9 protein-coding genes, 1 other RNA gene and 1 pseudogene are annotated in these 13,832 nt (G+C 42.4%); 1 reads left to right on the forward strand and 10 read right to left on the reverse strand.

Annotated features, from left to right (window positions below):
• Positions 1 to 115 precede the first annotated feature (115 nt).
• The 4 genes and pseudogenes from N4T56_RS04975 to N4T56_RS04990 all read right to left on the reverse strand — a co-directional run bounded on the left by N4T56_RS04975 (position 116) and on the right by N4T56_RS04990 (position 7,704).
• Positions 116 to 2,203 carry an MtrB/PioB family decaheme-associated outer membrane protein gene (locus N4T56_RS04975; RefSeq protein ID WP_261732438.1) on the reverse strand — a complete coding sequence of 696 codons (2,088 nt, stop codon included), beginning with the start codon at positions 2,201 to 2,203 and terminating at the stop codon, positions 116 to 118.
• Positions 2,204 to 2,215: 12 nt separating this feature from the next.
• Positions 2,216 to 3,203, reverse strand: a pseudogene (locus N4T56_RS04980) (DmsE family decaheme c-type cytochrome).
• A 97-nt stretch (positions 3,204 to 3,300) separates the two neighbouring features.
• The gene (locus N4T56_RS04985) at positions 3,301 to 5,262 is read right to left on the reverse strand and encodes an OmcA/MtrC family decaheme c-type cytochrome (protein WP_261732439.1); all 1,962 of its coding nucleotides are present in this window, start codon (positions 5,260 to 5,262) and stop codon (positions 3,301 to 3,303) included.
• Between the two features lie 279 nt (positions 5,263 to 5,541).
• Positions 5,542 to 7,704: an OmcA/MtrC family decaheme c-type cytochrome gene (locus N4T56_RS04990; protein ID WP_261732440.1), complete on the reverse strand. Its 2,163-nt coding sequence runs from the start codon at positions 7,702 to 7,704 to the stop codon at positions 5,542 to 5,544.
• A 350-nt stretch (positions 7,705 to 8,054) separates the two neighbouring features.
• On the opposite strand from N4T56_RS04990, the gene ffs reads away from it, so the two are divergent.
• Positions 8,055 to 8,152, forward strand: an RNA gene (gene ffs / locus N4T56_RS04995) — signal recognition particle sRNA small type.
• Positions 8,153 to 8,291: 139 nt separating this feature from the next.
• On the opposite strand, the gene N4T56_RS05000 is transcribed toward ffs, so the two are convergent.
• The 6 genes from N4T56_RS05000 to dinG all read right to left on the reverse strand — a co-directional run bounded on the left by N4T56_RS05000 (position 8,292) and on the right by dinG (position 13,814).
• Entirely contained in the window at positions 8,292 to 8,594 is a 303-nt protein-coding gene (locus N4T56_RS05000) for a late competence development ComFB family protein (protein ID WP_188919247.1), read from the reverse strand.
• A gap of 80 nt (positions 8,595 to 8,674) precedes the next feature.
• Positions 8,675 to 9,574, reverse strand: coding sequence for a histone deacetylase family protein (locus N4T56_RS05005; RefSeq protein WP_261732441.1), 900 nt, complete (start codon positions 9,572 to 9,574; stop codon positions 8,675 to 8,677).
• A gap of 21 nt (positions 9,575 to 9,595) precedes the next feature.
• Positions 9,596 to 10,288 (reverse strand): DUF2057 domain-containing protein, encoded by a 693-nt coding sequence (locus N4T56_RS05010; RefSeq protein ID WP_261732442.1) that lies wholly within the window; start codon positions 10,286 to 10,288, stop codon positions 9,596 to 9,598.
• 9 nt (positions 10,289 to 10,297) lie between these two features.
• Entirely contained in the window at positions 10,298 to 10,960 is a 663-nt protein-coding gene (locus N4T56_RS05015) for a primosomal replication protein (protein WP_261732443.1), read from the reverse strand.
• The gene (locus N4T56_RS05020; RefSeq protein ID WP_261732444.1) at positions 10,957 to 11,730 is read right to left on the reverse strand and encodes a TSUP family transporter; all 774 of its coding nucleotides are present in this window, start codon (positions 11,728 to 11,730) and stop codon (positions 10,957 to 10,959) included. Before N4T56_RS05020 ends, N4T56_RS05015 begins: the two co-directional genes overlap by 4 nt.
• A gap of 8 nt (positions 11,731 to 11,738) precedes the next feature.
• Complete coding sequence (dinG, locus tag N4T56_RS05025; protein WP_261732445.1) at positions 11,739 to 13,814, reverse strand: ATP-dependent DNA helicase DinG; 2,076 nt, start codon at positions 13,812 to 13,814, stop codon at positions 11,739 to 11,741.
• Positions 13,815 to 13,832: the final 18 nt, after the last annotated feature.

Here is a 13,832-nt window from a genome sequence, read left to right on the forward strand (position 1 = left end):
GGCAGCTAAAAAATACCAGCATTTAACATGCTGGTATTTAATAACCGAAGTAGTACGCGATTACGCATTATTTTTTCTTGTGACGGTCACTAAAGACCGTTACAAGATGCAGCGACTATAAGCGATAAGTCATACTCAGCATCACCATATGTGCGGTGTAATCATGATCTACATTGCCAAAACTGACCACATTCCAGATGGTGTCTGCGCTGATGTCATTAGATGCGTCATTATCAAGATAGTTTTCCATTTGGTAGTCAACACGAACACTCATGTTGTCTGTAGCTTGATATTCACCATATAAGTTAAGGTTATGTACTTTTGCAAAATAGTCGCCGTAATCACCGGTTACCCCTTGGCTGACTTGAGTGGTACTGTCAGAGTCTGAGTAGGTGTAATCTAGGCCGAGCTTGAGTCGACTGTCCATTAAGTTTCTGTAGCTGATACCAGCGCCAATATAATCAATGGTGTCTTCAATATCAGCCTGCCAGTTTGCGACACTGAAACTTGAGCTACCCGATTGTTCAGACTCAATGGTTTGGTGGTTATAAAACGCATTCAGTGATACATCGGCATTAACGGCATAATGGACATTGACATCATAATAAGTGTCGGTTGACTCCGTTAAGCCAATTTCTGTGTCGGTGTAATCGTCTAGGGAGTAGCGAGCACCAAAGTCGACGGTTAAGTCTGTTAATGGCGTATGGCTAAATCGAGCTTCAATTTGACTGCGGTCACGATCGGCAAGATAGTAACGGCGTAATAGGGCATTTTGTTCAGTGGATGAGGTTTCAGATGCTTGATATTCTGAGCCATCGCGTTGGCTAAAGCTGCCTTTAAACCACATATTCCACTTGTCGAAACTGTTTACCCGCACACGAGCCCACAGGTTATTTTCGTCGGTGGTTTCTCGATCTTGGTAGCTGCGTTCATCCCGTTCAAAGTCGTAACCGGCATCCAGTTTAATTCCCTGAGAGATCCGGTAGTCAGCAGACAATTTTGCTCGTTGAGTGGTAAGGTCGTAAGGGGTGTTGTATTCAGCTTCACCAGTGACATCATTGATGCTGATTTGAGTCCATTGCTCTATTTGAGTTTTATTGTCTCTGTCGTTGTAATCATAACTACCACTGACTCGCCATTCACGGTTAAGTCGGGTCGTCGCTTTAAGGGTCATGCCAGTGATATCGACTTTGGCGTCGATACTTTCAGCCGGTAAATCATAACCATAACCTATGCTGGTGAGTGATTGATCTTGGGTCATTTGACCAATAAGTAAACGACCGCTTAAGTTGGTTTTAGCCAGATTATATTGACCTAATAAAGACACTGTATGCGCTTCGTTATCAGGATCTAATGACATATAGCCGCTTGTTTGAGCGCCAAAAGTTGGGTTAAAGGCACTGTCGAATCCTAGTTGGCTATTGTCATTTTTAAAGACTGAACCAGTATAATTAAGGCTAGTAAACCAGTTGTCGCCTTTAAGTTTAATGCCAGCATTTAGGATATCAGTGGTGTAATCAACGGGCTCGGCTAACATCATCGATTGGTTATAAATACTGCCTGATGTTGTTTTAGTGCCGGTTTTATCTTCACGTTGAAAATTCACATAAGTTGTTAATAGTGATTCGGTTTGGTACTCAACGCCCATGCCATAACGGTCACGGTTTAACGATAACTCTAATGGATTTAAGCTACTGTTGAGCATGGTCATGTCAGGGCTTGAGCCTGCTGTTACCCAATTATCTGGCAGCGTGAGGTAGTCGCTACCGATTTGTTGGTACGGGCTTAACGCACTGTTCGACTCATAATGGGCAAATGTGCGGTAATTGACATTGATGTTATACACACCTTGTTTACCCACATCGATGTCCATGCGGCCATTGTCCATCCCCAAATTATGGGCATTAACATTGGCTTGATAGCCTTTTTCGCCGCGGTAACGAATATCGGCATCAACTTTTCCTGTTACTTCATTACTGCTGTTAAATGCATTGGCTGAATAAATATCATCTTCACTGTTGTATGCAATACCTGCGCTAATGCTACCGGTCGTACCGGTTTCGACCACGCAGCGTTTGCATTTCCAGGCATCAAATTTTACCGAGTCTGTTTTTGCGTTGGCTAGGCCATAACCTTGTGCTAGCACGCCAAAACTGCAACTAGACAATAGGGCTAAGGTGATGAGGTTTATTTTTGTATTCATTTTGTTATCTCCTTAGCGCTGCAATAACTTGCCAGATGGATGGTTAGAACCATGCACTTGGCTATGACAGTTTAAGCAGCTTCGGCCACCGGTAAATGCATTGTCATTAACCGAAGAACCCATGCTGGTATTGCCTAAATAAGCACTGCTTGTATGACCGTCGCCTGAGTGACATTGCTGACATAATTGAGGAGCACGAGTTTTTAGCATTGCATCGTTTACTGAACCATGAGGATTATGGCAATTAACGCAATTCTCGGTCACGGGTGCATGCTCCCACAGCTTTGGCCACGTTTCTCGGCATGACAGCTATAACAGGTTTCATTGACGGTAGGTTGTACTAGGTCATCATCACTTAAGCTGCCATGTGGATTATGACAGTCACTACAAGTCATTTGGTTCCATTTCATGGGATGACTGCTGCGCTTGTTCATGTCAGCTTTTTGCTTAGTGTGACAGCTTGTACACACGTCCATCTCAGTTTGCTTTGATAATACTGGGTCGTGAGACGCATGTACATTATGACAAGAGGCACAGGCAACATCGCCACTGGCATGATGGCTGCTTTCCCATGACATACGCTTATCGTCAGTATGACAGCTCATACAAACACTGTTTTGTTTGTCTGCGGCTAGGGTTGAATCAGGCCAAAGGTAATCATTGGCTCTTTACCGCCTCGATTATGTGAACCTAATGAGCCATGGCATGCTTCACATTGCAGGCCGGCCATTGGGCTTTTTGATGAGTCGATTGAACCATGAACACCTTTAAAGAGATCCATGACTTTTTCTGATTTTTTATGGCACATTAAACAAGAATCTGCGCCTTTAGGGGAATATTTACCTTCAGCAAATTTTTTATCAAGCGTGGCTTCAACTTCTGCTGGGGTCATTTTTGCGTCCCATTTAGCCGCGTGTACTGGATTTGATAAAAATAAGGCAGATGCCGTAAGGCTAAGTAAGGCAAAGAGTAGAGTATTTATTTGATTTGTGGTCTTCATAAGTAGACTTCCTAATTTGTCCATTTTGATGATCAACAGTTTGATAAAGTAAGTCATAGCATGGGAGATAAGTCAGGCTTATCTCCCATTGAACAAATTAAAATTTAACTTCGGTGTGATTTTCAATGCTTGGTGCGTGGCAGTAGAAACACGTTTCAAGTTGCGCGGCATCATTGGCTTCTTGGTAACTACCGTTAACAATAGCACCTTGACTAGTTGCATGTTGAGCGATGTCGTCAAAGCCATGGCAAGATGCACAAGTAGCTGTAATCGGTGTGGTATATAGACCAGCAGAAGTAGCAAGTGCCCCTTTTAGTTTGAACGCATCAAGGTTGAAGTCGTCATGACATTGAGTACAGTCTTTAATAATGTCTTGTTCGCCATGCACACTGTGCAGTTTCATTTCAAGCGCGCCTTGGTTGCCGCCTGAAGCGTAAGTGCCGTCAGGAGTATGACAAGTCACACATCCATCAACACCCACAGTAACCTCACCGTTTAGTTCACGACCTAGTTGTTCTGTCATGATAAAGCCTGCGTGGTAACCTTTATGTAGCTCGAAGGTTTCACCGTGGCAGCTTTCACATGCACTGAAATTAACTGAGTCAATATGGCGGTAGCTCGGAGTATCACCAGATAATGTACCGTGTGCAAGTTCTGCTTTCATGCTGGTGGTGTCAACACCGTCTACACAGTCAACAGCTTCGGTACCATCGTTACACATTTCTAGGCCGATAAAGCTAAATGCGGTATCGGTATCACCACTACCAAAAGGCAGTGAGTCAATGTTGTAAACCAATTTGCCGTCAGTCACGCTAACGTCAGTTTGAAGTTCACCTCCATTAACGAGGTCTTTAGTGATTTTAGCTAATCCACTACCTGGGCTTGCGTTGTATCCCATAATTGGGAAGTTTGGCTCAACGTTGGTAATAGTTTCGATGCGTTGGATTTTACTGATTAAGCTGCTTGCATCAATGGCTGTGCCGCTAGAGTCAGTAATGGTAAGCGATAAGGTTGCTGACATGTCGGCATCCGTTGCTTTATTTGCAACAAGTGTTGCATCCATACCGTATAGGTTGATAAAGCTTTGTTTGTCGCTAAATGCTGAGATGTGTAATGTTTCTGTCCAGCTAGCATTATGACAGGCAACACAGTTTGAGTTATCAGCTTGTTGTGAGTGACCATCACCTGCTTCAAAGTCAATCTCAGTATGACAGCTGCTACAGGTTTCCATGGTAGGAATGCGTGACCAGTTTTCCCATTCTGCTAAGTCTTCAGATTCTACATGGCAATTAGTACAGTTGTCTTGCACAATGGCATAAGCTGCTTCTGCGCTTTTATCAAGATTGCTACCATACATTTTGGCGTCGTTGTGAACATTGTGGATCAGGTGGCCAAAGTCGACTTGTACTTTATCTTTTTCGACGGCCATTTCGTTAGTGTGACAACTGAGACAGGTGGTTAAATCGGTATAGCTGTGGTAAATGCTTTCGCCTTCAGCATGACAGGTATTACATGTGGCATCGCTGACAACGTTTTTAGTGTAAGTTGCGTCATTACCTTCACCGTCAAAGTCTTCGGTGATTTCAGCTCTAGGTGACGTGCTGATACCGTCAAGTAAGGTTGAAGCGCTAGAAATAACGTTGTAGCGTTGAGTTAGTTCTGGGTTGAAGTTTTCGACGTCGATGGTAAAGGTATATTTACCGTTACCTAAATCAGTAAATGCGTCTTGCGAACCAATATATTGCCATTGCGCAGCATTACCTGCACCAGATGCGCCAGCTGGAATAAGCTGAACCACTTTTTTAACTTCTAATTCTGTGAGACCAGCAATCGGTAAATCACTTTCGTTGGTGGCAAATACCGTTACGGTTGGTTTGCTGTCCTGATAAGTCACATCGGTAATATCAAGGTTTAATGTTTGGATTGTTTCAGCTGGTTCGCCACCAGGGTTACCTGCGTCGCCATCTTCACCGTCACTACCGCTGCCGCAACCTACCAGTGTCATTGATGCTGACATAGCAAGTAATAATGCAATTTTTGTGTGTTTTATATTCATCATATTGTCCCTGCAAAGGTCATCCATCTAACTTACTGGCAGTATGTTCTGCGATATTGATATCAGTTAAGTTGATGTAAATAATTTTCCCAACACTAAGACTACTTTACAATCAACAAGACGTCTGTAAGGCGAACGCAATAGTGTGATGATGATCAGGCTATTATTAAAGGTATATATTAAATAATGCTTTATGGTATATTAATTGTTCGTTATATAAAAAAGACCCTAATTTTTAATTGGGGTCTTTTTTAATATTTCTAGATTAATCAGATGTTAAATCTAAAACCCATGACTCTCTGTTAAGCGAGTGGGTGTGTGGCATGTTGAACACATTTCAGCTGAACGTGTGCGCACATCTTCTTCACTCATACCGTCAACAATACCGCCGTTAGATTCAATATGCGACTGCGTTGATTCGGTAATATATTGTTGGTGACACGTTAAACACGCACCAGTATCAGATGAAACCCAAACATCATCGCCAGTATCGGTGTCAGCAAAACGCCATACTCGGTCTTCAGAGCGGCCTAAGGTGAAACCATCTGAGGTGTGGCATGTCGCGCAATCTGTTTTTAATACTGTACCTGATTCAACACCAGCAACACTTAAATCGTGGCCTTCAGCACTGTGCGCTTTAAATGCAAAGCTGGTCGATTTTCTACCGCCTGGGTAAGTATCATCTGATCTTAGTGATTTATCAGGTGTATGACAGGTTTGACAGTTAACACCGTTATCATAGTGATACACTTCTTGGTTGTGACAACCTTGACAAGTTGTTGTATCAATGATGCTTCTGCGTTCAGCTGCTGTTTGGGTACTATCTACAGCATCTTCCCCCATAACAAACTGATAAGCATTGCTTTTGATTTCAACGGTGCGAACATCGTCAGTATCACATGAAGTTAATTGCACTTCAGGGCGACCATATCCGCCGTTGTTGTAACAGGCACTTACTGCTGACCAAAGTTCAAATGTTTTACCTACATAATCGCTTGGTAAGGTCACGTTGCTCCACACTAACGTCCAGCTGTTGTCTTCATTGGCAACACCTTCGCTGAGTCTTAGGCGTCTTTGGCTGTAACTTGCATCATTATAGGCTGGGTAATCGATGTCAGTGTCCCATGCCATGACAACACGGCTACTGGTGTCGATAAACTCGGCAGCAATCACATTGGCTGAAGCATCAGTAAATTGAACCTTGGTTGTGAATGCACCATCAGCCGTTACGCTGGTATCGCTAAAGACGACATTCATTGTTTGGGTTTCGTTATACGCGGTCATCACATCGCCGTGGGCTTCTTGTGCGCTGCGTGCATAGCCATCTTCAATATGACATGAAGTACATTGGGTGCTTAAGCCAACATGGTGCTCAGAGGCTGATTCTGTATGACAAGCAATACAGGCAGTATCGCTTAGGTTAGCGGTATATAATCCGGCATCTTGTGGTGCGTCAGTTCCTTCAACGTGACAAGCACTACAGTCCGCGGCGGGTTTTTGTGGATACATTACGTTGCCATAATCATGTAATCCACCACCATAGCCAATCACTTTATAAGGTGCGGCTTCTTCACCTGCAGCGGTATAAGTCACGCGGTCTTGGCCTTTGTGAATTGCATGGATCATATAAGTAAAGTCAACACTGTTACCTGTTTCAGGGTCGCCTGATGTGGCGGTATGGCACGACGCGCAGTTTTCTAAATCGATACGACGACCACCGTGTAACTCAAGACTGTCAGGTTGGTGACAGGTGTAACACGTCTCAATTGATACCACGTCACGAGAAGCGATATCTTCTGTTAACCCTGTTGATGGTTGGAAGTCATAATGAGCATTGGCAGTAACCAGAGGTTGTTTTAGCTCAAGAGTAATACGTTGAGTATTATCCTGATTGTAGGTGATGGTTAATGGTTCAGTAACCTGACTAATATTGGTTTGGAATGTATAGCTGTAGGTGCCATCTTCATTATCAACTAAGCAAGTTTCACAAGCTGATGCTACTTCTACTTCAGCTTGATATTGTTCTGATGGGGTAATGTTGGTTTCGTCATCTGGGATATAGCTTGTCGTCGGCTGTGTTAATACATTGATATACGACTGCCACTGATAGCCACGGTCAATTTCAGTATCATCGACAGTTTCGACAACAGGGGTCAATTGGGCAACACCAAAACGCAAGTCGTGATCTTTCGTTAACCCAAGTACCGCTACGCCATTGCCATTTTTTAGGCTGAAAGTAACATTCACACTACCTTCAGTGATGGTTGCATCGGTAAATGTGGCTTGTAATGTTGATGCGCTGTCAATATCAACACCGATGATGCCATCTGTACCATCTTCACCATCAGAGCCATCGCTGCCTCCACAGCCTGATAGTGCAAAAGCAAGAAGCCCTGCGCTTATTACCGCTTTTGTTGCGGGACGAACTGTCATTGTTTTCATCATGTATTCCCTGCATTTTTAGTTATCACGCATTTCACTAAGGGTTAACAGTGTGCGGATTTTATTCATTACTTATGTTAGCTAACCTTTGCAAGTTACTCATCGAATTATGTGTAGAGTTGTGACTAAGATCTGACTATTCATTTTGGTGTAATCAACTTTGACCGTTGAATAACACTAAATTCTGATATTGCGGAAGTTTTAACGTGTTCGGATGACATTTGCGTAAGTATTGTGCAACTAAACACTTGATTGCAAAGTTATCAAGATTAAGACTTGATCAAGCCAATGGGTTAGGGGATAATCGCCCCGTTCTGAAAAACAACGATGTTTATCAGAAGTCAATGGTGACCCTAGGATTCCCCCGCAATGATAACTTGTGAACTCGGCCAGGCTCGGAAGGGAGCAACCGCAGCAAGCGACTCGTGTGCCGGGGTGTCGGCTCTAGGGGAACCTCCAAATTTGATCACCATCAATATTTCACTAATACATTTCCATTTTCGCAAAAAGCAATCGCTTAACTCATTTGCACAAGTGTTTAATTTACTATATTAAACAATGGGCTACTTTTATGAAGCAACCCTGATAGTTTATATTTGTTGTGCTGCGGCTAACTCGGCTTCTTCTTGTAAGCGTTTTTGTAAATTGGCTTTTAAAAATTGACGAGACTTTTCGAGTGCATCATAAATCTCGGTTTTCATCATGTGTAATTCTTGGTAGTTTTCAAAAAAATACGTGTCGACTAAATGGCGAATATAGCGCACTGGTAATTGATTTAAGGTGACGCAGCATAAATCAGCAATGTACTCTTCTGGCAACTCTTCCATTAAGCCTTCATCTCTCAGTATTTCCATTAATAGAACTTCATAATAGTTACGAATATCTAAGTGCATTATTTGCTCCATTGAGATCAAATTGGTGATCGACGTTCTGTCGAATACTTTGCGTATATGTGTCAGCTAAATAAACGAGGTTATTTGCATAACCAAACCTCGTTTGCTGCAATGAGTAATTGACTATGTCGATGAGTTAACTCCGTTTCATTACGACTATAGCCTCCACCAATCACGGCTGCAAGGGGGATATCATGGCTTTTAGCAATAGACATCACTTGAGTATCTCTGGCTAAAACGCCCTGGTCAGAAATATTGAAGTAACCTAAATCGTCATCCTGATGGATATCTACCCCAGCGTCATAAATAATCAGATCAGGTTGATGCAGTCGAATAAGGTAGGGCAGGATTTGCTGAATATGTTCTAAGTATTCTTGGTCACTGCAGCCTTTATTTAAATCAATATCATGATCTGAGTCTTGCTTACGCGATGGAAAGTTTTGTGCGCAATGAATAGAGCAACTAATGATATCTGGATACTGTTGAGCCAACGTGGCAGTGCCATCTCCTTGGTGGACGTCACAGTCAAAGATTAACACTTTATCCGCTCGGCCGCTGTCGATAGCGGTTATAGCGGCAATAATTAAATCATTGAAAATACAAAATCCACTACCAAAATCGTAGTGAGCATGGTGATACCCTCCGGTTAAATGCACCGCTATACCATGTTCTAATGCTAATTGAGTGCAAAGTACTGTGCCATTAACAGCATGAAGGGTGCGATTGACTAGTTGTTCACTCCAGGGAAAGCCAATACGCCGTTGCGCTTTGTGATTTAACGTTCCGCTGATAAATCGCTTAACATACTCAGGACAATGAACGTCATGGAGCGTGTCGATGCTAATGGCACTGGGGATATGGCGTGATGCCTCGAACAATAATTGCTGCTCAATGGCATGTTCATACAGCAGTTGATATTTAGTTGTTGGAAATCGATGAGTGTGAGGTAACGCCAGCTGTGAATAGCTGGCGTGATACACTAAAAGGGATCGCAGCAGGCATTACAGTTGTTTAATTGCCCAGCCCATAAATTCTTTACGGGTTTTTTCATCTGCTTGTAACCACCAATATTGCAGCATTTGTTCTGCTTGAGCAGGATTAGCGTTATTGGCAGCAGGTGCCGTGCTTGCTGTTGGCGCTACACTGGTTGCCACGGCAATGTCCGATTTTACTGGTGCCTGGGTAATCACTTGCGGAGTATCTGTTGTGGCAGAAACAGATAAGTCTTCAAAATCTTGTTGCTGATTGGTTTTAAACAAATTACTGATGAATGTTTCTTCAGTAAAGTTAGTGTGTTCAACACTATAAGATACAGACCCATTATCTTTACGGCTAAGCTTTACTTGCGGCTTTTTAGCAAAGGTTTTTGGCTCCTTGATGACATTACCTTCAGCAGGTTTTAAATTGTATTGATAATCGCCATCTACGGCTAGCGTGACAATAAATGGGGTTGATTTAACAAATGATTGGCTGTCGCTAAATGAGTCATCGATGACATCGTGATAACGTATAGCAATTTTATGCGTACCATTGGAGAGTGTTAAATCTGATTGATGCCTAAACATATTTGTTTCAATGGCTTCACCGTCAAGCGCTAAATATTCGAAAGACATTGGAATAGTTAAATTTGCTGCAAATACAGAAGATGAAGTTAATAATGCTAACAGCGCACTAGTGGTGAATACAGATTTCATTGTTGCTCCTTAACGAGGGTAACTTTGACGAGGTCGTTCAAATAATTGAATACGCTCTTCAATATAACTAATTGCTTGTTTGCATTTTCCTAAGCGACGATGCATCAAAAGGATGTCATGTTGCAATTTAATTTTGTCATCACTATGACAGAATTCAAGATTTGCTTCCATTTGTTCAATTTTTTGTTCAAATTTTTGTGCCCAATTAAGGTGTTTATTGAGCTCAGCATATAATTGATGGCTGTTTTGCATCACATTACTGGCAATCCAACCAAATCCATTATCTTGAGCAGATTGCTGTTGTTTTTTAGCATAACGAGCACGATTACTGGCTTTGCGTTGTGCTTCGGCTTTTAAATTGATGTCAGTGGTTAATAGTGCTCTTTTTAAAGCAATGAAGCGGTCTTGGATCCTATCACAGCTCAATTGAATGACTTGACCACCGAGTTTAAGTGATAACTGTTTTTCAAGCTTTTGAATATCTTGCCGAAGCTGGGTAATACATGGGCTTAAAAAGCCACCTTGTTGGGCAAACAGTTGGCTATTAAAACGCTCTATTTGTTGTAATGTTTGTCGATGGTTAGGGGTAAAGTTTTGGTCATGCGCGAGTGCATCACGTTCAAGTTGCGTGAGTTGCTGCTTTAACATTGAAACCAATTGTTGGGTATTCATCCCCAAGCACTCCAAGTTAAGTGAACCGCAATAGACAATACCATAATAATAAAAATGGGCTTAATGAAAGGGATCCCAAAACGAATGGCGCTTCTGGCGCCAATATAAGAGCCTGCCATCATGCAAAAACCCATCCACAAACCTAACACCCATTGTACTTGTCCCATAGAGGCAAAAATAATTAACGCGGTGATATTACTCACAGACGTCATTACTCTGGCTAAACCACAGCTGTATAAAAGAGGCAGCTTATGGAGAGAGACAGAGGTGACGGTCCAAAATGCACCAATACCTGATCCTGCAAAGCCATCATAACTACCAAGTAACAAGCCTTGGCCGATTTGTTTATGTTTGGGCGAATGCTCAACGGGTAAATTGATATTGCCATCGCCCATGGCCTTAGGGCTCAATAAGGTATAAATGGCAATAGCAATAATCAATAACGGTAAGAGTTTATCTAACCATTTGGGATCAACCATAAATACCAAGAAACAGCCAGTGATTGAACCGATGAAAGTTGCAACAAAGCTGGCTTTCCATAATTTGGGGGTAAAAAGTTGCTGTTTATAAAAAGTGAAGCTTGAAGTGACAGAACCAAAACATGCTGCTAATTTATTGGTGCCTAAAGCAAGATGAGGCGGGATCCCAACTGTGAGTAACGCGGGAATAGATAATAAACCTCCGCCTCCTACGATGGCATCAATAAAGCCAGCAATGATGCCGATGACCGCTAATATAGCCCAGTGGCTAGGGTCTAATAATAAATCCAACTCAATACCTATTCTATTACACGTCTAAATGGAGGAAGGGCATCAATTAATGATTTGCCATAACGTTTGCTCACTAAGCGCCGGTCTAAAATTGTGACTCGGCCATAATCTTGCTCTTTACGTAATAAGCGACCACAACTTTGGACTAATTTACGCGATGCGTCAGGAATTGTCAGCTGTAAAAACGGATTGCCGCCTTTTACTTTTATATATTCTGCATGTGCCTGTTCAACAGGAGAGGTTGGCACAGCAAAGGGCAATTTAGTGATAATCAGGTTAGTTAAGTAGTCACCGGGTAAGTCGAGTCCTTCAGAAAAACTGCCTGTACCAAAAATAATACTGGGCAACCCGTCATCGCAACGCTGTTTATGTTTTTCTAAAATTTGTTGCCGTGGGATCTCGCCTTGTACAAATAGTTGATCTTTGGGAATTTTGCCTTCGACAAAATCGACAACCTTTTCCATTTGCCAATAAGATGCAAACAACACAAGGGTAGCCATTTCGCCATCGACTAATGCGATAATGTGTTCAGCAATTTCGGCGGTGTAATTGTCATCAGTCGGCTCAGTGGCCATTTGTGGAATAAATAATGTGGCGTTGTTCTCGTAATCAAAAGGTGACAATAAGGCTAAAAAACGACTGCCATCATTAATGCCTAAACCGACTTGATGAGCAAAGTGATTAAAGTTGTTTAATGCCCGTAATGTTGCACTGCAAAGTACCACGCCAGCCGCTTTTTGCCACAACATTGACTCCAACATAAAACCAACTTCAATGGGAGATGAACAAAATAAGTAGTCTTGTTGCTTACCAGTGATCAGCTCTGCCCAGCGAGCCATTGGCGCCCCTTTTTTACTGTCTTCTTTGGCCATCATTTTCCACAGCTTATGTAAATTATCTAGACGCTGTAAAATAAAGCCTGTTTCAGACAATAAGCCTTCAGATTGATGCTTGGGCACTTCACCATCTTTAATGGCTTCACTTAATACTGACACCACTTTATTAAATTGTTTTACCGCAGAGCCGGATGCCGTCGCTAAATTTTCAGCTTGAATTAGCAACGCTTGAGGTAACTGGCCGTGTTCAAAGCGCAAACGGCTTTCAGGATTGGCAAATAACTGTGGTTGGGTGTCGCAATAATGCGCCACTTGTGTCAGTAAGTTGGTTAAATCGCTGATGTGATCAAGCATGGCTTGCACGGGGGCAATAATATTATTGGTTTTAAGCTGATTTTGCAGTTTTGAGCAGGTCTTTGAAGCTTTTTCTAGCCAATCACAGGCGCCACGTAACGTTGCCTGCGCACTGGAAAAGTCCCTCGCAACTATGGGTAAGTGATGTGCTTCGTCTATCACATAAAACATGTCTTCAGGTTCGGGTAAAATCACCCCACCGCCTAACTCTAAATCGGCAAACAATAAACTATGGTTAGCAATGAGTACATCCCAGGTGTCTACGTCTTCACGTGCTTTGTGAAATGGACAATTGTGATGGGCTGACACTTGACGATGACAGCTGTGTTTATCACAACAAATTTGTTGCCATAAAAAATCCGGGATAGGTTGTTGCAGGGTATCAATTTCACCGTTCCAACGTTTCTGATGAAAATCTTGATGCAGTTTTTGTAATTCATTGATCTGGCTTTGATCGGGTTTAGTTTGCCACATTGCCATTTGCGAGCTGTCTTGAGTGCCGAGCATGGCTTCAAGTTTAGCTAAACACACATAGCGTTGGCGGCCTTTAACCAAGCCAAATTTAAAATCGACGCCAGACTGTTGTAAAAAAAACGGCAAGTCTTTATGCAAGAGTTGTTCTTGCAGGGCTACGGTAGCCGTTGCAATACACACCTTCTTTTTGCTCGCTATGGCTAAAGGAATGGTTCCAAGAATGTATGATAATGATTTACCAATCCCAGTACCTGCTTCAACCACAATAATGCGTCGGTCTTTGTCATATTCACCCGCCAGAGTTTTTGATATCTCGGCTACCATATAGTTTTGTTCGCGACGAGATCGAAATTGCGGCATTGCATTGGCAATTTCTTTATAAATAGTGCGAATTTGACTTTTTATCGTATCCGGTAGCATAGAAGTATGATTTCTGCG

The organism is Shewanella phaeophyticola (genome assembly GCF_025398315.1).
Taxonomy (GTDB): Bacteria; Pseudomonadota; Gammaproteobacteria; order Enterobacterales; family Shewanellaceae; genus Shewanella; species Shewanella phaeophyticola.

Bases quoted from the DNA above. Each gene is read 5' to 3' on its own strand.
- N4T56_RS04975 (WP_261732438.1), bottom strand. From the start codon at position 2,203: ATGAATACAAAAATAAACCTCATCACCTTAGCCCTATTGTCTAGTTGC.
- N4T56_RS04985 (WP_261732439.1), bottom strand. From the start codon at position 5,262: ATGATGAATATAAAACACACAAAAATTGCATTATTACTTGCTATGTCA.
- N4T56_RS04990 (WP_261732440.1), bottom strand. From the start codon at position 7,704: ATGATGAAAACAATGACAGTTCGTCCCGCAACAAAAGCGGTAATAAGC.
- N4T56_RS05000 (WP_188919247.1), bottom strand. From the start codon at position 8,594: ATGCACTTAGATATTCGTAACTATTATGAAGTTCTATTAATGGAAATA.
- N4T56_RS05010 (WP_261732442.1), bottom strand. From the start codon at position 10,288: ATGAAATCTGTATTCACCACTAGTGCGCTGTTAGCATTATTAACTTCA.
- N4T56_RS05015 (WP_261732443.1), bottom strand. From the start codon at position 10,960: ATGAATACCCAACAATTGGTTTCAATGTTAAAGCAGCAACTCACGCAA.
- dinG (WP_261732445.1), bottom strand. From the start codon at position 13,814: ATGCTACCGGATACGATAAAAAGTCAAATTCGCACTATTTATAAAGAA.